Source organism: Phenylobacterium sp. (genome assembly GCF_030693405.1).
Lineage (GTDB): Bacteria > Pseudomonadota > Alphaproteobacteria > Caulobacterales > Caulobacteraceae > Phenylobacterium.
In genome coordinates this window covers 1-20,945 of record NZ_JAUYAW010000062.1, presented here as the reverse complement: position 1 = coordinate 20,945, position 20,945 = coordinate 1, and the positions used below count along the sequence as shown (strand labels likewise).

Genomic DNA, 20,945 nt, shown 5'->3' with positions numbered 1-20,945 from the left:
GTCGAACAGCGCGAAAAAGGCGTCTTCGGTGCGCGCCTCGGCCTCCGTCAGGCTCCAGCCACGAATTTCCGCCAGCTTGGCCAGGATGTGGGGCAGATAGGCCGGCTCGTTGCGACGACCGCGCTGGGGAACGGGCGCGAGGTAGGGGCAATCGGTCTCGACGATGATCCGCTCTGCCGGCATTTCGGCGATCACATCACGGACGTCCTGTGCGGCCTTGAAGGTGGCGATGCCTGACACCGAGAACCAGGCGCCGAGCGCGGCCGCCCGCCGGGCGAGCTCTGCGCCGCTGGTGTAGCAGTGCATGAGCATGCGGAAGGGACCTGCGGCGTACTCCTCCTCCAGGATCGCGGTCATCACCTCGTCGGCCTCGCGGGTGTGGACCACCAGCGGCAGGCCGGTTTCCCGGGCCGCCGCCACATGGGCGCGGAACACGCGGGCCTGAATGTCCCGGGGGCTGAGGTCGTAGTGGAAGTCGAGCCCCGTCTCGCCGATGCCGACCACCTTGGGGTCTGCGGCCAGCGCAATCAGGGTCGCGGCTGACAGGTCCGGGTTCTCCTTGGCCTCATGCGGGTGCGTGCCGACGGTGCACCAGATGTCGGGCGCCTCGGCGACGGCGCGGACGGCGGGGAAGCCTGAAACCTTGTCGCTGATATTGACCATCAGGGCGATGCCGGCCGCCCGGGCGCGGGCGATCACCTCGGCCCTGTCCTCATCGAACTGGGGGGCGTGCAGATTGACGTGGCTGTCGATGAGCATGGAACAGTGACGATCGGTCAGGCGCGGGCGGCGATCCGCAGCTCGCGAAGCACCGTGAACAGGGCGTCGGCGCGGTCGAGGTTCAGGCCCTCGACCTCGCGCGGCAGGGCGCTCAGCCTCTCCCACGCCTGGGCCCAGGGATCAAGGCCGCCACGGCCGGCGCCGGCCCGGTCGGTGGCCAGGCTGTGCACACGCTCCCCAAGCCGCTCCATGAACAGGGCGAAGTTGGCGGCCCCCTCTCCGCCCCGGAACCGATCGGTGAGCGCCAGGGCGGCGGCCTCATCCTGGTGCGGCAGACGGGCCAGGATGTCCCGGGCGGCGTCGTCCAGGGCCAGGGCCGCGCCAGCGGCCATGGTCAGGGCGCGGCCGGGGGCCTCCCCCGACATCCGCGCCAGACGCAGGGCCTCCTCGGGATTGGCGCTGGTATGGTCCCGGACGAAGGCCGCCGTCGCCTCTAGCCCCAGGGGCCGGAACAGCAGGCGCCGGCATCTGGACCGAATGGTGGGCAAGAGCCGGCCCGGGGAATGGGAGACCAGGAAGATCACCCCCTGGGGCGGGGGCTCCTCCAGGGTCTTGAGGACCGCGTTGGCCGCATTGACGTTCAGGTCGTCGGCCGGGTCGATGATCGCCACCCGGTGGGGGGCTGAGGCCGGCGACTTGGAGAAGAAGTCCGAGAGCTTGCGCGCCTCATCCACCGGGATGGACTTGCGCAGCTTGCCGTCCTCGCCCATCCGCTCGATCACCAGCAGATCAGGATGCGACCGCGCGGCCACCTGCCGGCTCACCGGATGGTCAGGATCGACCCCCAGGACCCCATGCCCCTTGACGGGCGGCGCCCCGAGAAGTCGGCGGGCGGCGCGGTAGGCGAAGGTCGCCTTGCCGACCCCTTCGGGTCCGGTCAACAGCCAGGCGTGGTGCAGCCGACCCCTGGCGCGGGCGTCCTCGAAGGCGGCTTCCGGACCCTCTTGGCCGGTCAGGTCGTAGACGTCCCGGGGATGGGGAGGAGCCTCAGCCACGGTCGGACGGCGCCTCACCTGTGACCGCGGCCCAAATATCGGCGGTGACGCTCTCCAGGGCCTGACTCGCGTCGATGACACGGCAGCGCTCGGGCTCGGCTGCAGCGATGTCGAGAAAGGCCTGACGCAACCGGCTGTGGAACGCCGCGCCCTTGGACTCGAAGCGAGTCTCCACCCCTGCCCGACTGACCGCCCGAGTCAGTCCGGTTTCCGGCGGTAGATCCAGGATGAGGGTCAGATCCGGGCGGACGCCGGCCAGGACGTGGACTTCCAGCGCGGCGATCAAGGCCAGGTCTGTTCCCCCAGCCGCCCCCTGATAGGCGCGGGTGGAGTCCGCGAAGCGGTCGCACAGCACCCAAGCGCCGCGGGCCAGGGCGGGGCTGATCACCCGCTCCAAATGATCGCGCCGGGCTGCGTACATCAGCAGCGTCTCGGTCATGGCCGACCAACGATCAGCCTCCCCGCGCACCAGCAGATCGCGAATCGCCTCCGCCCCTGGGGAGCCGCCCGGCTCACGGGTGGAGATCACCTCGTGGCCAAGCTCAGTCAGCCTCTGCGCCAGCAGGCGTAGCTGGGTGGACTTGCCGCCCCCCTCCCCGCCTTCGAATGTGATGAAACGAGCCTGGTTCACGGTCCCCAAATTGGCCGTTTCGGGCCGTAAGTCCAGGGCGCGCCGATCAGTAGGGGTGGATGACCCGCGCGTCGGTAAATCCGGCGCTCGCCACCTGATCGCGTACGATCCAGGCGCGGCCTTCGTCAGCCCCGGTCTCCAGCACCACCCGATAGAGCCCGCCGCTTGTGGGCTCGATCACCGCCTGGCCGGCATGGGCCAGTCGGCTCACCGCCCGCTCAGCATTGACCCGGTCGCCAAAGGCGCCGGCCTGGATCCGGTAGCTCGCCGGCGGGGCGGCCACCGGCGCCTCAAGCGCAGGCTCGGGCGCGCTGACGGGCGCAGGCGGCGGCGCCGGCGCGCGGGCCATCTGGCTGTAGGGAATCGGGGCGGGCGGCAGACTGGCCGGGATTTCCGCCCTGCGCACGCCGGGATCGCCGCCCCCGCCCAGGGGCGCCCGGCCCACATAGCGCACGCGCACCTTCGCCAGGCCCTTGGCCTCAAACCCCAGCTCCCGCGCGGCGGCGCGAGACATGTCGATGATCCGGTCTCCTACAAAGGGACCACGGTCATTGACCCGCACGATCACCTTGCGGCCGTTCTCCAGGTTCGTGACCTCCACGAGGCTTGGCAGGGGCAAGGTTGTGTGCGCCGCGGTCAGGGCGTCCATGTCGAACACCTCGCCATTGGCGGTGGCCTTGGCGTGGAACTGGGCGCCGTACCAGGAGGCTGTCCCGACTCGGTTGTAGCTGGGATCTTCCTTGGGCACGTACCAGACGCCCGCCACCTGGTAGGGCTTGCCCACCTTGTAACTTCCCCCAGCGCCGGTGGGGGCCTTGGCGCCCGACGACTCGGCCTGCGGCAGTCGGCTGGAAAGCTTGGGTTTCGGGGCGGCGCAGGCGGTGACCACCAGCGCCCCCAGGCTCACCCCAACAACGGTCCTAACGCTGGCTGCTCGCCGGCATGTGTCGCCCCGCATGTCCGCCTCCTCCGCCTGTGCTTACCGGAGTGTGAACGAGGAGCCTTGAGGCGAGGTTAAGCCCGGCGCCAGAAGCCTTGGAACCCAGAAGCCTTGGAACACAGGCCCGGCCCCTGCTATAGCCCGCCCCTCCGGACGGGTGGCCGAGTGGTTTAAGGCAGCGGTCTTGAAAACCGCCGTGGGTGAAAGCCCACCGTGGGTTCGAATCCCACCCCGTCCGCCATCATGTGACACAACCGCTGTCCGGCTCTGCGGCCTGGGGACGGCCGCATGTGAGGTCCCTCGTGACCTGGCCCACGCTCCGATGGGCGCCAAGCCCAGCGGATCACTGGTGCTCGCCATCCGCTTGACGTCCGGAACCCTTGAATGCGGACGGCTTCAACTTTGCGGTCGTGTAGGTGGCGACCGTTATGCCCGCCGCAGCGATCAACACAGCGTGGCCTATGATGTTGGCGAAGGCCGTCGTGTAGCTGCCGACAGCAACCGAAAAGCTCACAGCCCACATGAACCCTAAAGCCTGGAGGATATAGTGCCTGATAGCTACGTCTTCGATGTGGCGAAGAGGGCTCACATTGTGATTGAAGATGAAATTCCAGCCCTGAACGATAATTTTAATCATCTAAGCGCTCCGCCAATTTCCTGACGAATACCACGGCATAATTAGTTTTTGGTTGTCAGATACGGGAAAGCTGTGGCGCCAGTAATCTGCTGACGACATCGTCCGCGGCGATTTAGCTCATGAAGTCCACCGGCGCCTCGCCCAGCGCCTTGCGGAAGGTGTTGTGGTAGTGATGCAGGGGCGGCTCGTTGCGGCCGAAAATCACCTCGCTCATCAGTCCTGAGGCCAGGGCCCGCTGGGTCGTTTCGGCGGTGGCGTAGTCCTCGTCGGCGACGACGCGGGTGAACCCCTCGGAGAACAGCTGGGCGAAGCCGGGGTTCTCCGTCAGAACGTCGCGGTCGAAATAGTAGCTGATCTTCGAGATCGACCGGCCCGGATCGTTTGGATCTGGATAGACCCGCACCACGGCGATCCGCTTGTTGCCCACATTCACCACCACATTGGGGAACAGGAAGTAGACCGGGAAGCCGCCGTCCTCGATCCGCCACTCCGCCTCGGGTCGGCCGCGCAGGTCATCAATCCCCCGCAGACACAGGATCATGCGATGGTTCCGCGCATAGCTCCGATAGGACAGCACATCGCCATGGAAGTTGTTGGCCAGGGTGTCCCGGTGCAGCCGCTTGAAATGATAGGTCTCACCGAACGTATCGGTGGCGAGCTTCCAGTTCATCTTCATGTCGAGGGTCTGTTCGTAGGCCAACTGGTAGCGGCCCCAGTCCCAGTTCTCCAGGTCCTCGCTGACCCCTTCGAACAGGACAGCCGGATCAATCACGCCCTTCGGGTCCGGGTGAACCACCAGAAACCCGAAGTGCTCAAGGGCCGGCAGCTCGATGAGGCCAAGGCAACTCTGGTCTATGGTCCCGAAATGCTGCTCCATGGGGACCCCGATCAGCGCGCCCTTGGAGTCATAGGTCCAGGCGTGGAAGGGGCAGGAGAATCGCGACTTCTGACCCTTTGCGGCGGTCTCCACCATCGAGCCCCGGTGGCGGCAGGCGTTCAGGAAGGCCCGCACGACCCCTTGGTCGTCCCGGGTCACCAGAACCGGAAATCCGAAGTCCTCCGTGGTGAGGAAGCTGCCCGGCGACGGCAGGTCCGATGTCATTCCGACCAGCTGGGGCTGGCCCTTGAACAGCACCTCCCACTCCCGTCGCGCGATCTCAGGCGACGTATAGGCCTCGGCCGGGAAGGCCCGCATTCCGCCGGCGTCGGCGTTCACGCCATCGTCCAGCTGCTGAAGGAGTTCACGAAGCACTTCAATCTGAACAGCGGTCTTCATGGCGGTGTCACCGGTTGGAGGGTTGAGGTTCAGGCAAGCGCCGACTCGAGGAGCCGGAATGTCGTGTCGATCTGGTCGCGGTGGGCGGTTTCGGGCAGGGCGCGGCGGCTGGAGACCCGCAGACCCTCATTGACCACCATGAGGAAGGCCGAGAGCTCGGCGGCTTTCGCCGCGCCGCAGCCGGTGTCCGTCAGGCAGGCCTCGAACGCCGCCTCAACCTCGCCCAGGCGGAGGCGCGCATGGTCGCACAGGGCCTCGTCCACATCGGCCGTCTCCAGGACCGTATTGACCAGCATGCAGCCCCATGCCCAACGACCGCCGGCCTCTTCCGAGAGGGTCTGAACGAAGAAGGTCCGGAGCGCCGCCAGCGGCGGGTGCTGCGCACGCGCGCGGGCAAGAATGTCAATGCTGCGGGCGGCGAACAGGTCCAGGCACTCGATGAACACACCGCGCTTGTCGCCATAGGCGGCGTAGAGGCTAGAGCGGCTGATCCCCATGGCGCTGACCAGATCGGCGAGGGAGGTCGCCTGATATCCCTTGCGCCAGAACAGCATCAGGGCGCTCTGGGTGGCGACGGTGCGGTCAAACTCTAGAGGACGGGCCATGGCTTAATTTTGGACCGATCGTTCCACAAAGGCAATCCCGCGCGATCCTTAGTTCTGCGGTCGACAAACCTTGAGCCCTTGTTCGCGGGCGAGGTTCGACGATATTGGAACCATGGAACCCGCCGCCGCCATCACCGCTTTCGCCGCCCTCGCCCAGACCACACGGCTGGAGACCTTCCGACTTCTGGTCCGCCATGAGCCCCAAGGCCTGCCGGCCGGCGAGATCGCCCAGGCCATGGGCGCCCCCGCCAACACCATGTCAGCGCATCTGGCGGTGCTCAGTCGGGCGGGCCTGGTCACGTCGGAGCGTCGCAGCCGCTCGATCATCTACCGCGCCGAGCTGGCCCGCATTCAGGATCTGGCGCTTTTCCTGATGAAGGACTGTTGTGAAAGCGAGGGGGCGAGCTGCGGTCCCATCTTCTCGTAGGACCAGGTCGCCCCCGGACACGCCGTGGTCTCGCCGGGGCCGGTGAAGTGAGGAGGGCAAAGCCCCTTCTCGTTCTTTTTCATGCAACTAACGGCTCATCTGCGACTTCTCTCTTAGGAGTATATGAGAGGAGTCAACATGTCCGACCCCAAACCCGAGACCCAGGCCGAAGCCGCCGCTCGCGCCATGGAGATGAAAGAATCGATCACGAGTGACGCCCGCCCCGGCGCTGGTCGCACCTCGTCTGAGGGTATGAACCCTCTCCCGGACTCTGACGTGGCCCCGTCCGGGGCTTTCGACGCTGAAGGTCAGCGGCCGGTGCTTGAGCGCTCGCGAAAAGCACGCTGAGACCATCCCTCGTCGCCCCCCCTCAAACGCCCCGGAGCCCGCAATGCAGGTGCAGATCAACACCGCCAACAACATCGATGGCCGCGAAGCCCTGGCCCAGTCGATTGAGAGTGACGTTCGCCACCGCCTCTCGCGCTTTGAGGCGCGCCTGACCCGGGTGGAAGTTCATGTGGGCGATGAAAACGGGGAACGGACCGAGGGCGACGACAAACGCTGCGTCATGGAGGCGCGGCCAGCGGGACTTGGTCCGGTGACCGTCAGCGAGCAGGCCGGGTCGATCGACCAGGCCACGGCGGGCGCCCTGGACAAACTCGCAACGGCGCTGGACCGGACTTTTGGCAAGCTCACCAACCGCAAGGGCCACTGAGCCGGCCGCACGATCAGTCAGCCATCCTCCCCGGCCGCCAGCCGGTATCCGACCCCGGGTTCTGTGAGCAGGACCCGGGGTGCGGACGGGTTCTCCTCCAACTTCTGCCGAAGCTGAGCGACCAGAACCCTGACGAACTGGGCGTCGACCGACGCGTCAGGTCCCCAGACGGCGGCAATCAGCTGCTTGTGGGTCACAACCCGCCCGGGGTGTCGCGCCAGGGTGCGCACCAGATCATACTCCCGTGGCGTGAGGCGCACCTCCTCACCCTGCACATAGGCGCGACGTGTGGCGAAGTTGACCTCCAGCTCCGCGCTGCGGAAACGCGCCCGCCCCGCCAGGCGCAGGTCACGCCCCCTCAGCGCTGCGCGGATACGCGCCAGCAGCTCTCCCACGGCGAAGGGCTTGTTGACGAAGTCGTCGGCCCCCAGGTCAAGCGCCGCAATCTTCTCATCCTCGAGGTCGCGCGCCGACAGCACGATGATGGGGGTCTCTGACCATTCGCGGAAGCGGGCGATGACCGCCTTGCCGTCCATGTCGGGCAGGCCAAGGTCCAGGATGACCACATCGCAGGGCTCCCCTGCCAGATGGCTGAGCGCCGCGGCCCCGGTGTCGGCGGTCGCCACACCGTAACCTGCAGCCGTCAGCGCTGGGCGCAGCGACCTCAGAATCTGCGGCTCATCATCGACGAGCAGAAGGTTGCCTGCGATGCTCATGGGGCCTCCGGCAGGCTGAGGGTGACGATAAGTCCAGGTCCGTCAGGCCGGAGCTGCGCTGAAACCTCGCCGCCCATGGCTTCCATCAACCCTTTGACGATCGACAGTCCAAGACCGGCGCCCTGCAGATTGGGGTTGGCGGACGGCGAACGATAGAACTTTTCGAAAAGCAGGCCCAATTCATCTTCTGGCGCGCCGGGTCCCTGGTCGCTCACCTGGACCAGAATAGTCTCCCCCGCCCGCCGCGCGGCGATGCGCACCTCACCAGATTCGGGACTGAAACGCAGGGCGTTCTCCACCACGTTCGTCAGCGCCTGCTCAAAGAGGATGGAGTCACCCCAACCGATGAGCGGCGCTTCGGGCAGATTGAGCGTGAGGCGGCGATCGGGCCAGCGCGGGGCGTACCTGCGGTGAATGCGATCAAGCCCCTCGGCGACCTCAAAGGGGCTGGGCTGCACCGCCAGGGCGTCCGCCTCCAGCCGGGTCATGCTCAGCAGATTGGCGACAAAGGCGTTCAGACGCTCGGCCTCCTCGGTGATGGTGTCGAGCAGGTCATCTCGCACCTCCGGCTCGAAGAGGCCGCCGAAGGTCTTGAGGCTTGTCGCTGAGGCCAGGATCGCGGACAGGGGCGTGCGGAGGTCATGGGAGATTGATGACAGCAGGGCGTTTCGCAGCGACTCCGTGCGATTGCGAGCCTCGATCTCCGCCCAGGCCCTCCCAAGACGCGCCCGGGCGATGGCGGAGGCGCCCATGTCCAGGAGCACGTGGATCAGTCTGAACTGGTCGACCTCTTCGGACTGGATCAGAAGCGGCCGCCAGGCCGCAGCGCCGAGCTGTCGTCCGTCAGCCCAAAGGCCCCTCAGCCGCCAGCCATCTGGTCCTTCCACGTGGGCGCCGCCCACTTGGCACGCCCGAAGGGCCTCCAGAAGGGCGGCAGATGGCGTCGCGGCTTCGGAGGAATAGACCTGCGTCCCGATGACGACGACGGCTTTCCCTTGCGCTGCCCCAGCGAGACCATCGGCCAGGCGTCGCGCGATGGGCGCCTCCTCGCCCAGGGCGGCGAAATCGCGCCCCGCTTCAAAGAGGACCGATGTGGTCTGGGCCCGATCGCGTGACTGCCGCGCCTGGTCGCGGACGCGGCCCGCCAGCCCGCCCGTCAACATGGCGACAGACAGGAAGACGATCAGGATGACGATGTCTTCAGATTCGACTCCGAAGGTGTAGCGTGGCTCCACCAGGTAAAAATTGTAGCTGACGAAGCCCAGCGCGGCGGAGAGATAGGCCGGGCCCGATCCGAGCCTCACTGCGCTGATCAGCACTGCGGCCAGGAACACCATGGAGACCCGTGCGTAGCCGAGCTGCTGGTCCAGCAGAAACGCCAGCAGGTTGGCCGCAAGCACCAGCAGAACGGCGCCGGCATAGGACAGCGTCCGCCGGTGGCGTTGGATCGCGGTCAGGGCATAGTTGAGCATGGATGTTCCGACGGCCCGCGGGCCTGGTTTCGAGGGTTCGCCGACGCCCCGCGCAGACCCGGGGGTCAGGGGCGTCAGCGAACCGGGCCGGTAGCGGCCGGCCAGGATCAAGGCTGAGACCTGGGCCACCGAACGTCAATTATGCCGACATTATGCGGACATTATGCAGGTCTTATAAGCCCGCTGTGCTTGCCCGCCAGGCTGGGGCGCGGCTCTCTCGGCTCAGTTCTGAGGAGAGGTCATGTCCCCCACCCCGTCCCGTCGCGCCCTCAGCGCCGACCCCAGGCCGGCTTGATGCTGCGCCCTGGCCAGCCGGCGCCCTGGTTCACGACGGGCTCCCCGATCAATCCTGAGTTCGCGTTCGGCAGCCTCGGGGGCTATTTCATCCTGCTTCTGTTCCTGCCGGAGGCGGCCGAGGCCCGGGCGGGCGTTTTGGCGAAGCTCCGCGCCAGCAGCGAAGTCCGCGCGCGCAAGAACATCCCCGCGTTCGCCGTGGCCCGTGACGCCGAGACCATTGGGACAGCGCAGAACGAACCTGGCCTCTACTGGTTTTTCGACCCCAGCGGCGCTGTGAGCCGACTGTATCATGCCCTGAGCGCCGGCGGCGTCGCCAACCCGCACTGGGTCCTGGTCGATCCGTCCATGCGCATCTTTGCCGTCGCAGGGCTGGAGCAGACTGACCGGCTGCTGGGCGTCGTCGCCCAACTGCCGTCACCGGACGACCATGCGGGCGTGCCGTTGCATGCCCCGGTTCTGATTGTGCCGCGCGTGTTTGAACCCGACCTCTGTCGGCGGCTCATCCAATTCTATGACGACCATGGCGGCACGCCATCAGGAGTCATGCGGGAGGTCCAGGGCAAGACCGTACCGATCATGGACTCCACCAAGCGCCGCCGTGACGCGATGATCGAGGATGAGACGCTCCAGGCTCTGGTGCGGCACCGCATGCAGTCTCGCCTGCTGCCGGAGATCCGGAAGGCCTTCCAGTTTCAGGTCAGCCGCGTGGAGCGCTACATGGTCGCCTGCTACGACTCCGAGGGCGGCGGCTATTTCAAACCGCATCGCGACAACACCACAGCCGGCACAGCACACAGGCGCTTCGCCTGCTCGATCAATCTCAACGCTGAGACCCATGCGGGCGGAGACCTCCGGTTCCCGGAGTTCGGGACCAGAACCTACCGCCCCCCGACCGGCGGCGCGGTGATCTTCTCCTGCTCGCTGCTGCATGAGGCGACGCCCGTCACCCAGGGCCGACGCTACTGTTTCCTGCCCTTCTTCTATGACGAGGACGGGGCGCAGGTGCGCGCGGCCTATCTGGCGTCGGTTGAGGCCGAGGATGGGGCAACCCCCGCAGAGAGGCCGGCCGCGGCTCTCGAGCGGCGCCAGGCCTGAGAGGACTCAGGCTTCCGCCGCCACCAGGCGACGCACCTGCCGCACATAGGCCTCAGCGTCGAAACTCTTGAAGGTGTTTGGGCCCATGGACCGGACCGTTCCGAAAACCGGCTGAGGCGGCCAGGGGCGATCGTGAAGCCCGAAGATCCAGCCCACATTGGCGTAGGAATTGGCGTCGCGGCCGTCCAGCAGGTAGCGGTTGTTGAGCGCCAGCACCGTAGCGAAGGCCTCCTGTGGCGTCGCCGACCACTGCAGGATCTTCTTCCCCCAGTACATGCGCAGGCGATTGTGCATGTAGCCGGTGACCTTCATCTCGCTCATGGCGGCGTTCCAGTAGGGATCATGGGTCGCGCCGCCGTCAAACGCGTCATAGTCATAGAGATGTGGGCGGGGATCACTGGCGGCGCCCTCCAGTGTGGCCCGGGCCCAGGCCGGCAATCCCTCATAGCGGTCATAGTCGGGCGACCACCAGACGTGGTTGATCGCCAGCTCACGGCGAACGATCAGTTCTTCAAGATAGGTGGCCCGTGATTCAGGCGCGCCGGCCTGCGCGTGTCGGACGGCCAAGGCGATCTCCACCGGCGAGATCTGGCCGAAGTGCAGATAAGGGCTGAGATAGGAGACCGCCTCGGCCTCAGGCTTGCCCCTTGCTGCGCCGTAGTCGCCAAGCGCGGCGTCGACAAATCTGGCCAGCCTTGCGCGGGCCTCCCCTTCCCCGCCCCGAAAACGCCGCACCGGCGCACAGCTTTGGTCAAGGCGCAGAGTGTTCAGGATGCCCGGGACGTCGGCCAGGTCGAAATCAGAGGCGAGGCCAAGGTCCCCGGGGCGCGCCACCGGCCCTGGCTGTAGCGGGACGATATAGTCCTCCATGACCCGCTGAATGCGGGGTCGGATCGTACGGGCCGCGTACTCATGCTTGTTCGAGACCTGAGCGATGGGGGCGACCACGTCACCTTCGACCCGGATAAACCGTCGATCCATCCCCTCGGCCAACTGACGCCGCCACAGCCTAGGCACGCGCAGATAGCCTGCGTCGCAGACCACCAGCACGGCGTCCTGCGACAGGCCCAGCGCAACCGCGTCCGGCGCGCCACGACGAAGCACGAAGCTGATCCCCCGCGCCGCCAGCCGCCGCCGCACGTCAGCGAGGCCTTCGAGCATGAAGGCGTAGTGCCTGGCGTTGGCCTCCGGATAGTCATCGGTCAGACCGAAGGCGACCAGCAGCGGCAGGTTGCGCTGGTTGGCCGCCTCCAGGGCGTATTCGAGGGCGGGGTTAAAGTCCGCCCTCTGCGACGACTGCATCCAGTAGAGGACATACCGTCCCTCAGGATTCTCCGGCGCGTCCTTCAGGGGACGCACACGGGCGCCTTCTAGGGGCATGGATCAGCGGGTCGCTACTTGCGCACCCAGGCGCCGGTGGACGACTGATAGTACTCCCCCGGCCGCAGTCGGGTGCTGACCACCTCGGTGAAGGCCGCGGCGCCGGCGGCGGCGACCGTCACGCCGTTGCGGGCTGCGGCCTGACGGTAGAGCTGCGAGCGACCGGCGTTGATCTCATTGACCGCCGCCTCAAGGGCCGGATCGGTATTGGCGCCGACGAACCCGAGCAGGCCGTCATTGCGTTCGCCCACGACGCCCTGCGCCTTGGCGGCGTCCACGAGGGCCTTGGCCTCTGCGGTCTGGGCTACGGCCGCGCCGGCGGCGATCCCGACGGTGGCGACGCCCGCGGCGCCGAGAATGGCGACGGCGAGGGCCAGGTATTTCATACGGGTCATGAGCATCCCCTAGAACAGGTTCGGGTTCTGCTGGATCAGCGCCTTGACGTCCTCGTCCAGGCGGACGCGCACGTCAGCGTCCAGCTTTGCATAGATGGTGATCGGATCGACCTGGACCCGCACAGTGGGGGCGCAGGCGCCCAGGGCTGCGGTCAGGGCGGCGACGCCCAGGAACGCGCCGGTCAATTGTCGCTTTGAGATCAAGTGGGCGGCTCCTCGGGTTTGGACATCGGATGGGTCATTGTGGATCAGGCGCCTGAACCTCGCCTGAACCGCGCGCCGCCTGGGCCTGCGCGTAGTCGGCCAAGAGCTGATCCAGGTTGAGGGATGTGTCCAGCGTCAAATCGACCTTGGTGCCGGACGGCAAAGGAAGCTCACGGTTCAGGAAGTCGCGTCGGATCAGCTCGCCCAGGGTCAGGCGTATTTCCTGGCGCTGCGGTGGGCTGTGTTCCCCGCGAATATGGAAGAGAACCCCCAGTCTCCCGCCGGGCAGGCTGGTGATCTCGGCGTCCAGCAGATCAAAGGCCAGATGCTCCATGGCCTGATAGGCGAACTCCACCGCGGTATTGGTCTCCTCCGCCGGGGCGACCGTCTCACCCAGGCCGTCGACCTCGGCGCTGGCGGCGCCGCCAGAGGCGTTCACGTCGGTCAGGGCGGCGCGGCGGATCGAGATCCGCCCAGGTTCGATCGCTTCCAGACGTCCCTGCACGAACCTGAACCCATCAGGGCCGACAATGAAGGGCAGACGGCCGCTCACCCGCGCCGTCAGCGACACCCGATCAGCGAAGGGCGTGGCGCTGACGACGTCGGCCAGCTGGACACCTTCGAGCACCAGTTCCCCACGCCAGGCCTGGGCGGAGTCGAAAGGAATGCTCATCGGCTCCAGGCGGACCGTGCCGCCTCCGAGGCTCACGGCGCCGCCGGCGACGTCAAGACTCTGGCCCAGGAGCTGGAAGGTGACGCGCGGGCTGCCGAGCGGCGCCAGCAGCTGCAGCTCCTGCGCCTCCAGCGTCTGATCAACCGCCGTCTCAAGCGGCGCCAGGCTTGTGAAGTCCACGTCGCCGGAGAGCCCCCTGACTGGACCAGCAGGGCTGTTGAAGTCTAGGGCGAACACTGAAAGACGACCCTGGCTTCTCGCCCCTTCGGATCCCCAATCGAACGCGCCCGTGAATTGAACCGCCCCATTGGCAGGCGAGCCGATCGCCTCGGCGAGCGGGGACAGGTCGGCGGGCTGCAGGCCCTCTTCGGCGAAGGTCAGACGGCCGGTATCGATCGACACGCCGCCGGTCCCACTCGCCCCTCGGTGCGTCAGGTTCACCTCGGCGATCGGGCGCGGACCTGAGGCCAGGGCGAGATCGCCCTGCCATACGTCCTGCGCCAGCCGCACCTCCCCCGTCAGATCGAGGGGATTGAACCGCGGCCCCTCTGCGGCGTCCACCAGCCGTCCGCCGAGGATAGTCGCCTGGCTGAACAGGCCTTGGGCGCCCGAGCCGAACACCAGGTTCGCACGACCCTGCTGCAGGTCGGTCTGCAGGAAGCCCACATGGGCTGAGACCGACTCCGCCCGACCGCTCAGGCGCCACTGGCCGGCGCCAGCCACCAGCATTGGGCTGTTGCCTGGACAGAGCGTCATCGCGATCCCTTCGACACTGGTGTCGCCGGCCTCGAAGCGGTTGAGGCTGATCGGCGCGCAACCAGAGGCGCGGAAGGTCGCAACACCGTCCGATACGCCGAGACGTCCGGTCGCTACGGTGGAAAGGCCCTCCAGGGGACCAAGGTCCGTGGCGATATCCAACCGAGCCTCAGCGGTCAGGCCGTTCTCGATCCGCCGATATGACCGCACCGCCGCATTGAGCCTGGGGAGCCCGCCGCCCTGAACCTTGAGATCGAAGGCCCCGCCACCGTCCGCATAGACCGGCGCGCCTCCCCGGCCCGAAACCGTGACCTGTCCGCCGCTGGCCGGGAGCAGGCTGGCTGGACGCCCAAGGCTCATTCGAGGCCCATTGCTGTCGTACGCCACCTGGATGGACGGGGTGCTGAGGCTGAAGTCCTGGGCGGCGCGCTTGATCCCCGCCACGGTCTCGAAATCATCAGCTCTGGGCCGACCCAGACCCGCGAATCGGCCTGCGAGTTTGGCCGACCCGCTGAGGTCCGCTGTCACGCCGCCAGCCCCATGGGTGATCGGACCGGACAGATCGGCCGCGACCTGGCGCAGCGCGATGTCGCCGGATTCAAGCGTCCGACCCTGGACGCCGAGCCGAACCCGCGCCGATAGGCCTCCGGCCGGTCCCCGACGCCAGACAAGGTCGTCCGATTGCGCCGAGCCGACCAGACCTGCGAACCGCGCCCCCGTGAGCTCGCCGCTCGCGATATCTACACGCGCCGCGCTGCGCCCACGGAGCACAAGTCTGTCCAGGTCTCCTGAGGCGAGGCCCTTGAAGCTCGCCGACGCCGTGACCGCCCGGGCCGTGTCGCCGCCGCGGGCGATGCTGCCCGCCCTGAGGTTGGCCACCGCCGTGATCGGCCCAGGTCCCAGCGGGCCATTCAGCTCGGGGTATGGGGCGTTGATCGCCACCGACAGGGTCCCCGGCCCAACCGACACGTCACCCAGCTGGCCGGAGCCAAGCGCCGCGACGAGACTGGCGCTGACGCGCCCTTCCCGCGTCACAAGCCCAACACGCGCCTCGCCCAGGTCCAGGGTGAAATCGTCCACCACCAGGCGTGTCGGCGCCAGCCGTCCTGAAAGACGGACCAGAATCCCCTGGCGGAGTTCCGCATCGGCATGGATCAGCGCCCGCCCGCCCTCGTGATCTACCTGCAAGCGCCCGTCATGCACGATGACGTCAGGCGAAATGGAGTCAGGGCGCGTGGGCCGGCTGCGGAACTCAGCGATCAGCGGATCGAGGACGCCAAGGCTTGGCCCCTCCGGGGTCAGGCGTACGTTGATTGTCGGGGCGAAGAGTTCAATTCGCTCGAGTTCGACGCCAAACGCCTCGCCCCGCCAGGGTCCGGTGAGGCGGTAAGAGAGTTCAGCCCGTTCGGTGGTGAGAACCGGGGCGTCGGCGGGGCCAATGCGGAGGCGTCCGGTGAGTCCCCGCGGGCCAAGCGCCTCAAAGCTGGCCTCGGCCTCAATGCCGCGGGCGTTCAGCCAGCTGACCAGAGCCTCCCGCGCCAAGGCCCGTCGGGCCAGATAGGTCGCCGCCATGGCGAGGATGAGCACCAGGATAAGGGCCACTGTGGCCGCAGCCCATGGCCCGTGACGTCGCCGGCGCCCGGGCGTGGCGTCCGGCGCGCGGACGACCGCTGCAGAATCTGGGGAGGAGGTCTGGTTCACGTGAGGCCGCAGCCATAATGCTCAGGCGGCCCGTTAAGCTCCAGCCTTGTTGGGCAAAATCTCAGAGTCCTGTGGATCATCGACCTCACCGGTCACCCCAGCAATGGCGCCCAACAGGTCCTCCGCCCGAATAGGTTTGGACAGGTGCCAGTCCCCCCCAGCCGCCTGGCCGGCCTGCACATGCTCTTCCAGGGCGTTGGCGGTCAGCATGATCACCGGCGTACGCCGCCGTCCCAGGGCCGCCTCCCGGCGACGAAGTTCGGCCGTGGCGCTGAGCCCATCGAGGACTGGCATCTGCATATCCATCAGAACCACATCGAAGTCTGTGGCCTCCAGGGCGTCCAGGGCAGCCTGGCCGTCTTCTACGATCACAGGAGTCAGGCCCACTGAACCAAGAATGAGCTGAACAACCTTCTGGTTCGTCGGATGGTCCTCAGCCAGCAGGACGCGTAGCGCGCCAAGGGGTGGGCCCTCCGCCCGGACCTCCTCAGCAGCCCCCTCGTCGAGACCCGAATTCGCAGCCCGGGGCAGGTCGAGGGCGATCGTGAACACCGATCCCTTCCCTGGAGTCGAGGTGACGTTGATCACGCCGCCCATCAACTCCACCAGGGAGCGGCTGATGGCCAGGCCGAGGCCCGTCCCGCCAAACCGGCGGCTGATGGAGTCGTCTGCCTGCTCGAACCGGCGGAAGAGGCGATCGCGGACCGCCTCATCGAAGCCTATCCCCGTGTCGCTCACGGTGAACTCCACCGACGCGCCACGGGTATCCACATTCAGACTTACGCTGCCTCGCTGGGTGAATTTGACGGCGTTGCTGAGAAGGTTGGACAGGACCTGGGTCAGCCTGACGGTGTCTCCCAGATAGGCGCCCTTCGCCGCCGACTGGACCGCCCAGTCGAGCCTCAGACCCTTCTCCACAGCCGACGCCTTATGAAGTTCAGCGATGCGGCCAACCAGGGTTTCCATGTCGAACGCCTCCCGGGCCAGGGAGATGCGACCGGCCTCCATGCTGGAGAAGTCCAGGATATCGGTGAGAACCCGTTCCAGCAGCCGCCCGGATGACACGATAAGATCCGCCAGTTCCTGGTTCCTTGGATCTGACTGACGCTCTTTCAAAGCCTGCGATATGGCGATCACCCCATTGAGGGGCGTGCGCAGCTCGTGGCTCATATTGGCCAGAAACCGGGACTTCTCGGCATTGGCCTGCTCCAGCTCAGCCGTACGTTCACGGACCCGGTCTTCCAAGGTCGCCCTGGCGGCCTCGGCCTTGGCGCGCTCTCTGGCCAGGGCGCGCGCCAGCAGTCCGATCTCGTCCTGTCGCGCCTCATCCTCAGCCAACTGCGCGGGAGTCGGCGGGACACGATCAGGATCACAAGAGTCCGCCAGGCGCCGCACCGGTTCTGTAATGTGGCGACGGGCGAGATAGATCATCAGAAGCGCCTGGAGCACCGACGCAATCGCCCCGAGAAGCAGGACCCAGGCCGCCGATCGGGCGGCGCTGACCATCAGGGCGCGCTTGGGATAGACGAGGAGCAGATTCCAGTCGGCCATGTTCAATCGGCCAAAGGCGATGATGGCGTTGCCGTCGGGGCTGTCCATGACGCCGAACCGATCGGGACTGGCCTTGATCGCAGCAGCGATCACCCGGGTGCCTGTAGCCTCCTCCAGGGCCTCGATCTCGCTCTGTAGAGCGACCGGTCCCAGGCCGAAGGCCTCATCAGCGATGATCTCTCCGTCGCGGGTCATGATCATGGCCGTCGCCCCCGGCAGGGTCTCCCGCACAGCGCTCTGAAACAGGCCGGTCAGCTCGATGGACGAGCCGAAAGCGCCGACGAACCGACCGTTCACATAGGCCGGCGTCAGACAGGCTGAGCCCAGGCGAGGATTGAGGTCGGCCTCCTGTACAAGCCGTTGCAGGCGCGTGCATCGGGTCTCGGCGCCTGGGTTGTTGGCCGGCAGAGAAATGAGCGTCATCTCTTCGCCGCTGACGTCCAGATCGGCCGGCGCATGTTCGCGATAGAACATCAGTCGATCAGGCCGCTTGGGGCCGAACATCACCAGCCGGGTGGCCGGAGTGAAGAAGTAGAAGTTGTCCAGGTCCGCGCCTGCGGCCTGCCCCAGGTCCGACACCACGCTGAAGCTGGCCGTCAGGGCCGCCAGCTCTTCAGGCGGGGTCGCCTCGGCTCGGCCGACGAAGGCGCCCATGCCATAGATGAAGCCGCCGTCGCTGCGCCTGATCCCATCGAAGAACTCCGGACGGCTGCGACGGGTGCCGTCGGGGCGCAGCGGGAAGTACTGATCGGCGAGTCGCTCAGCCTCCCCGGGCTCAAGGGCGAGCGTCCTGCGCTCCAACTCCTTCGCAGCGGCGACCTGTAGCGCGGTCAGGGCCGCGAACCGACGATCCAGGTTTAGGCTTCGCTCACGGACATAGTCCCCAAGGAAGGCGACCTGACGTTGGGCGAGCTCGCTCTGAAAGATGAGCGCCGCGATCGCGGTCGCCAGCACAGTCAGAGATAGAGTGGTCAACCCTATACTGATAAGGAACTGGCGAGTCAGAGACTTCATCGACGCTAGGTCTCCGGAGGCGATCACCTACCCTCCCGGTTTTTCTCCGTGTTCGCCCACAATATCAACCCGTGCGTCACTGCGCCGCGGCGCCGTGCGACGGTGTCACGGGATGTCTTCTGGCGCCTGAGACAGGGGCGGAGCCACCTCCTCCAGGGGCCGCCGCTCGGCGGCGACGCCGAGTTTCATCTCGACGAGGGCGGCCAAAACCATCAGTCCCCCGCCAAGCAGATACCCCCAGAGGATCTGGCTCCGCTCCCCGGTGTCGATCAGCGCGCCGAACAGCACCGGGCCGCCCACCCCGCCGACCAGGGTCCCGAAGGCGTAGAACATCGAGATGGTGACGGCGCGGATCTCCAGGGGAAAGGTCTCGCCGATGGTCAGATAGGCGGCGCTGGCGCCGGCTGAGGCGAAGAAGAAGATCACGGTCCAGGCCGCGGTCTGGGCGGGCGCTGACAACAGGCCGATGCTGAAAAGCCAGCCGGTGAGACACATCAGCACCCCGGCCAGCCCGTAGGTCAGGCTGATCATCGGCTTTCGCCCCCAGCTGTCGAACAGCCGGCCCAGCAACAGGGGCCCCATGAAGTTGCCCAGCGCAAAGGGCAGCATGAACCAGCCGATGCTGGCCGGCGCGATGTCGTAAAACCGCGTCAGGATCAGGGCGTAGGTGAAGAAGATGGCGTTGTAGCAAAAGGCCTGGGTGGCCATCAGCACGATCCCCAGGGTCGTGCGCTGCGGGTAGCGTCGGACCAGGGTGGTGGCGATCTCCACCCATGAGGTCGGGGGCCGGCGAACCAGGCGCAGGCTGAGCAGGTCGTCATGGGGCGGCAGCTTGCGGCCGGTGTCGCGCTCCACCCGCGCTTCGATTTCGGCGATGATCGCCTCGGCCTCGGACTCCCGCCCATGGGTCATGAGCCAGCGCGGGCTCTCGGGCATGAAACGCCTTATCCAGATGATGATCAGGGCCATGGCGCCGCCGATGATGAAGGCGAGGCGCCACCCCCAGGCCGGGTCAATGAAGTCGGCGTTGAGCAGGAAGATCGAGCTGAGCGCACCAAGCGCCGCCCCCAGCCAGAAACTGCCGTTGATGACAAGGTCGGTGAAGCCGCGGCGGCGGGCCGGGATCAGCTCCTGGATCGCGGAATTGACCGCGCCGTACTCGCCGCCGATGCCGGCGCCGGTCAGGAACCGGAACAGCATGAACGACCAGAAGTCCCACGAAAATCCTGTAGCGATGGTGGCGATCATGTAGACGAAGACGGTGGCGGTGAAGAGCTTCTTGCGTCCGAAACGGTCGGTCAGCCGACCGAAGACGAGCGCCCCGAACACCGCCCCGAGAATGTAGGCGCTGCCGGTCAGGCCGACCTGGGTGGCGGTGAGGTTGAGCCCGTCCTCGCCGGCGATCGCCGGCGACAGCGACCCCACCAGGGTCACCTCCAGGCCATCGAGAATCCAGGTCACCCCCAGGGCGGTGACCACCAGCCAGTGGAACCGGCTCCAGGGCAGTCGATCCAGCCGTGCAGGCACACGCGTGACAAAGACGTCGGCACTGGCCATGGGCTTCCCTCTCCCCAAACTCGGGGTCAACGCCTGAACCCGTCGATCGGACGCACGTCAGGGCGCAGAAAATGGCCGCATAAACGCACTTTCGCGCCCGGATCAGGGGCGTTAAGTGGCGTTCATGTCCTCTCCCGAAATCCTGGTGGATGCGCGGGGCCATCGTTGCCCGGTTCCGACCCTGCGACTGCGCCGCGCCCTGGAGTCCGCGTCGGACGGCGCTCGGGTGCGACTGCTGGCTGACGACCCGCTGGCGCGGATCGACGTCCCGCACTTCGTCGCCGGCGCAGGCTTGGTTCTGGTCGAGCAGGTGGCCGACGGCGCGGGGTTCAGCTTCCTGGTGGAGAAGTCAGCCGCGGGCTCTTTGGCCTGAGATCGGCCAGCAGGGCCTGTCGCCGATGCTCGTCCACGCGGATCTCAATTTCAGTGGCCAGGGCGCCTCCGAAGAAGACCGCGTTGACGCTCCAGGACAGCCAGATCAGGAAGACCACCACGGCGGTGATCGAGCCATAGGTCGCGCCGAGGTGGGCGATCTGCTCCACATAGAAGGCGCTGGCCCAGGAGGCGAACAGGCACAGCATGGCTGAAACGAAGCCGCCGCAGATCGCCGCGGCCCAGGCGACCGTTCGTCGCGACATGGCATAGCGGTAGATCAGGCTCATGCCGAGCGTGAGGCCGGAACTCGCCCAGGTCCACTCGCTGTAGAGCCATGACACCCCGGCCAGGGGCCGCAGGTCAAGGGTGGCGGCCGCCACGCGCAGGCCCAGGAACATGGAGGAGACCACCCCCATCATCGCGGCGGCCGCCAGCAGGACGACCAGCGCCAGGAGGTTGAAGCCGACGAATCCCCTCGGGTCCGGTTCGTCATGAATGAAGGAGAGCCCGGCCAGCAGGGCCTTGAAGCCGCGATGGGCAGCGTAGGCGCCGATGACCAGGGCGACGCCGCTCTGGGCTGAGATGGCGTCGCGTGGCGCGTGGGCCAGTCGTTCAAGCTCAGCCTGAAACAGGTCCCGCGCGCCAGTTGGCATCAGGCGCGCCAGGGCCTCGGCCTGGAACTCGGCCTGGGCGGGATCGGCCAGCAGGCTATAGGCGCCGATCAGCAGCGCCACTGCCGGAAAGATCGCCAGC

The 20,945-nt window shown here is 67.0% G+C and carries 21 protein-coding genes and 1 tRNA gene; 6 read left to right on the top strand and 16 right to left on the bottom strand.

Annotation, left to right across the window (positions count from 1 at the left end; translation table 11 throughout):
• The 4 genes from Q8N19_RS13205 to Q8N19_RS13190 all read right to left on the bottom strand — a co-directional run.
• Positions 1 to 759: TatD family hydrolase (locus Q8N19_RS13205; RefSeq protein WP_305591377.1), on the bottom strand; the 759-nt coding region annotated here is incomplete at its 3' end.
• A 17-nt stretch (positions 760 to 776) separates the two neighbouring features.
• Positions 777 to 1,775, bottom strand: coding sequence for a DNA polymerase III subunit delta' (locus Q8N19_RS13200; RefSeq protein WP_305591375.1), 999 nt, complete (start codon positions 1,773 to 1,775; stop codon positions 777 to 779).
• Positions 1,768 to 2,406 (bottom strand): dTMP kinase, encoded by a 639-nt coding sequence (gene tmk / locus Q8N19_RS13195; protein ID WP_305591373.1) that lies wholly within the window; start codon positions 2,404 to 2,406, stop codon positions 1,768 to 1,770. The genes Q8N19_RS13200 and tmk overlap by 8 nt, the downstream gene beginning before the upstream one ends.
• A gap of 46 nt (positions 2,407 to 2,452) precedes the next feature.
• A complete protein-coding gene (locus Q8N19_RS13190) occupies positions 2,453 to 3,313 on the bottom strand; it encodes a septal ring lytic transglycosylase RlpA family protein (RefSeq protein WP_305591371.1) in 861 nt (286 codons plus the stop codon).
• A gap of 184 nt (positions 3,314 to 3,497) precedes the next feature.
• Here Q8N19_RS13190 and Q8N19_RS13185 point away from each other — a divergent pair.
• Positions 3,498 to 3,587, top strand: a tRNA-Ser gene (locus Q8N19_RS13185).
• 102 nt (positions 3,588 to 3,689) lie between these two features.
• Here Q8N19_RS13185 and Q8N19_RS13180 read toward each other — a convergent pair.
• From Q8N19_RS13180 to Q8N19_RS13170, 3 genes are all read right to left on the bottom strand, one after another.
• Positions 3,690 to 3,983, bottom strand: coding sequence for a hypothetical protein (locus tag Q8N19_RS13180; protein WP_305591369.1), 294 nt, complete (start codon positions 3,981 to 3,983; stop codon positions 3,690 to 3,692).
• 112 nt (positions 3,984 to 4,095) lie between these two features.
• Positions 4,096 to 5,259: an aromatic ring-hydroxylating dioxygenase subunit alpha gene (locus Q8N19_RS13175; protein ID WP_305591367.1), complete on the bottom strand. Its 1,164-nt coding sequence runs from the start codon at positions 5,257 to 5,259 to the stop codon at positions 4,096 to 4,098.
• A gap of 29 nt (positions 5,260 to 5,288) precedes the next feature.
• Positions 5,289 to 5,864, bottom strand: coding sequence for a TetR/AcrR family transcriptional regulator (locus Q8N19_RS13170; RefSeq protein ID WP_305591365.1), 576 nt, complete (start codon positions 5,862 to 5,864; stop codon positions 5,289 to 5,291).
• A 112-nt stretch (positions 5,865 to 5,976) separates the two neighbouring features.
• Between Q8N19_RS13170 and Q8N19_RS13165 the strand changes: the two genes are divergently transcribed.
• The 3 genes from Q8N19_RS13165 (at position 5,977) to Q8N19_RS13155 (ending at position 7,006) form a co-directional block, all read left to right on the top strand.
• Positions 5,977 to 6,291: a helix-turn-helix transcriptional regulator gene (locus Q8N19_RS13165; RefSeq protein WP_305591363.1), complete on the top strand. Its 315-nt coding sequence runs from the start codon at positions 5,977 to 5,979 to the stop codon at positions 6,289 to 6,291.
• Between the two features lie 138 nt (positions 6,292 to 6,429).
• On the top strand, positions 6,430 to 6,639 hold the full coding sequence (locus tag Q8N19_RS13160; protein WP_305591362.1) for a hypothetical protein: 210 nt from the start codon (positions 6,430 to 6,432) through the stop codon (positions 6,637 to 6,639).
• A gap of 43 nt (positions 6,640 to 6,682) precedes the next feature.
• Positions 6,683 to 7,006, top strand: a complete 324-nt coding sequence (locus Q8N19_RS13155) for an HPF/RaiA family ribosome-associated protein (RefSeq protein WP_305591361.1) — start codon at positions 6,683 to 6,685, stop codon at positions 7,004 to 7,006.
• A 17-nt stretch (positions 7,007 to 7,023) separates the two neighbouring features.
• Here the strand turns inward: Q8N19_RS13155 and Q8N19_RS13150 are convergent, their stop codons facing one another.
• Positions 7,024 to 7,722: a response regulator gene (locus Q8N19_RS13150; RefSeq protein WP_305591360.1), complete on the bottom strand. Its 699-nt coding sequence runs from the start codon at positions 7,720 to 7,722 to the stop codon at positions 7,024 to 7,026.
• A complete protein-coding gene (locus Q8N19_RS13145) occupies positions 7,719 to 9,194 on the bottom strand; it encodes a DUF4118 domain-containing protein (protein WP_305591359.1) in 1,476 nt (491 codons plus the stop codon). The genes Q8N19_RS13150 and Q8N19_RS13145 overlap by 4 nt, the downstream gene beginning before the upstream one ends.
• A gap of 294 nt (positions 9,195 to 9,488) precedes the next feature.
• Here Q8N19_RS13145 and Q8N19_RS13140 point away from each other — a divergent pair, with 294 nt between their 5' ends.
• Positions 9,489 to 10,586, top strand: coding sequence for a 2OG-Fe(II) oxygenase (locus Q8N19_RS13140; protein ID WP_305591358.1), 1,098 nt, complete (start codon positions 9,489 to 9,491; stop codon positions 10,584 to 10,586).
• 6 nt (positions 10,587 to 10,592) lie between these two features.
• Here Q8N19_RS13140 and Q8N19_RS13135 read toward each other — a convergent pair whose 3' ends face one another.
• The 6 genes from Q8N19_RS13135 to Q8N19_RS13110 all read right to left on the bottom strand — a co-directional run bounded on the left by Q8N19_RS13135 (position 10,593) and on the right by Q8N19_RS13110 (position 19,817).
• Entirely contained in the window at positions 10,593 to 11,945 is a 1,353-nt protein-coding gene (locus tag Q8N19_RS13135; RefSeq protein WP_305591357.1) for a deoxyribodipyrimidine photo-lyase, read from the bottom strand.
• A gap of 35 nt (positions 11,946 to 11,980) precedes the next feature.
• Positions 11,981 to 12,361, bottom strand: a complete 381-nt coding sequence (locus tag Q8N19_RS13130; RefSeq protein ID WP_305591355.1) for a YdbL family protein — start codon at positions 12,359 to 12,361, stop codon at positions 11,981 to 11,983.
• 9 nt (positions 12,362 to 12,370) lie between these two features.
• Positions 12,371 to 12,562 carry a YnbE family lipoprotein gene (locus tag Q8N19_RS13125; RefSeq protein WP_305591379.1) on the bottom strand — a complete coding sequence of 64 codons (192 nt, stop codon included), beginning with the start codon at positions 12,560 to 12,562 and terminating at the stop codon, positions 12,371 to 12,373.
• Positions 12,563 to 12,599: 37 nt separating this feature from the next.
• Positions 12,600 to 15,596, bottom strand: coding sequence for a YdbH domain-containing protein (locus tag Q8N19_RS13120; protein WP_305591353.1), 2,997 nt, complete (start codon positions 15,594 to 15,596; stop codon positions 12,600 to 12,602).
• A 132-nt stretch (positions 15,597 to 15,728) separates the two neighbouring features.
• Positions 15,729 to 18,221 carry an ATP-binding protein gene (locus tag Q8N19_RS13115; RefSeq protein WP_305591351.1) on the bottom strand — a complete coding sequence of 831 codons (2,493 nt, stop codon included), beginning with the start codon at positions 18,219 to 18,221 and terminating at the stop codon, positions 15,729 to 15,731.
• A gap of 144 nt (positions 18,222 to 18,365) precedes the next feature.
• Positions 18,366 to 19,817 (bottom strand): MFS transporter, encoded by a 1,452-nt coding sequence (locus Q8N19_RS13110; RefSeq protein WP_305591349.1) that lies wholly within the window; start codon positions 19,815 to 19,817, stop codon positions 18,366 to 18,368.
• Positions 19,818 to 19,941: 124 nt separating this feature from the next.
• Between Q8N19_RS13110 and Q8N19_RS13105 the strand changes: the two genes are divergently transcribed.
• A complete protein-coding gene (locus Q8N19_RS13105) occupies positions 19,942 to 20,190 on the top strand; it encodes a sulfurtransferase TusA family protein (protein ID WP_305591347.1) in 249 nt (82 codons plus the stop codon).
• On the opposite strand, the gene Q8N19_RS13100 is transcribed toward Q8N19_RS13105, so the two are convergent.
• Positions 20,147 to 20,944 carry a YihY/virulence factor BrkB family protein gene (locus Q8N19_RS13100; protein ID WP_305591345.1) on the bottom strand — a complete coding sequence of 266 codons (798 nt, stop codon included), beginning with the start codon at positions 20,942 to 20,944 and terminating at the stop codon, positions 20,147 to 20,149. The two genes, Q8N19_RS13105 and Q8N19_RS13100, sit on opposite strands and share 44 nt — an antisense overlap.
• Position 20,945: the final 1 nt, after the last annotated feature.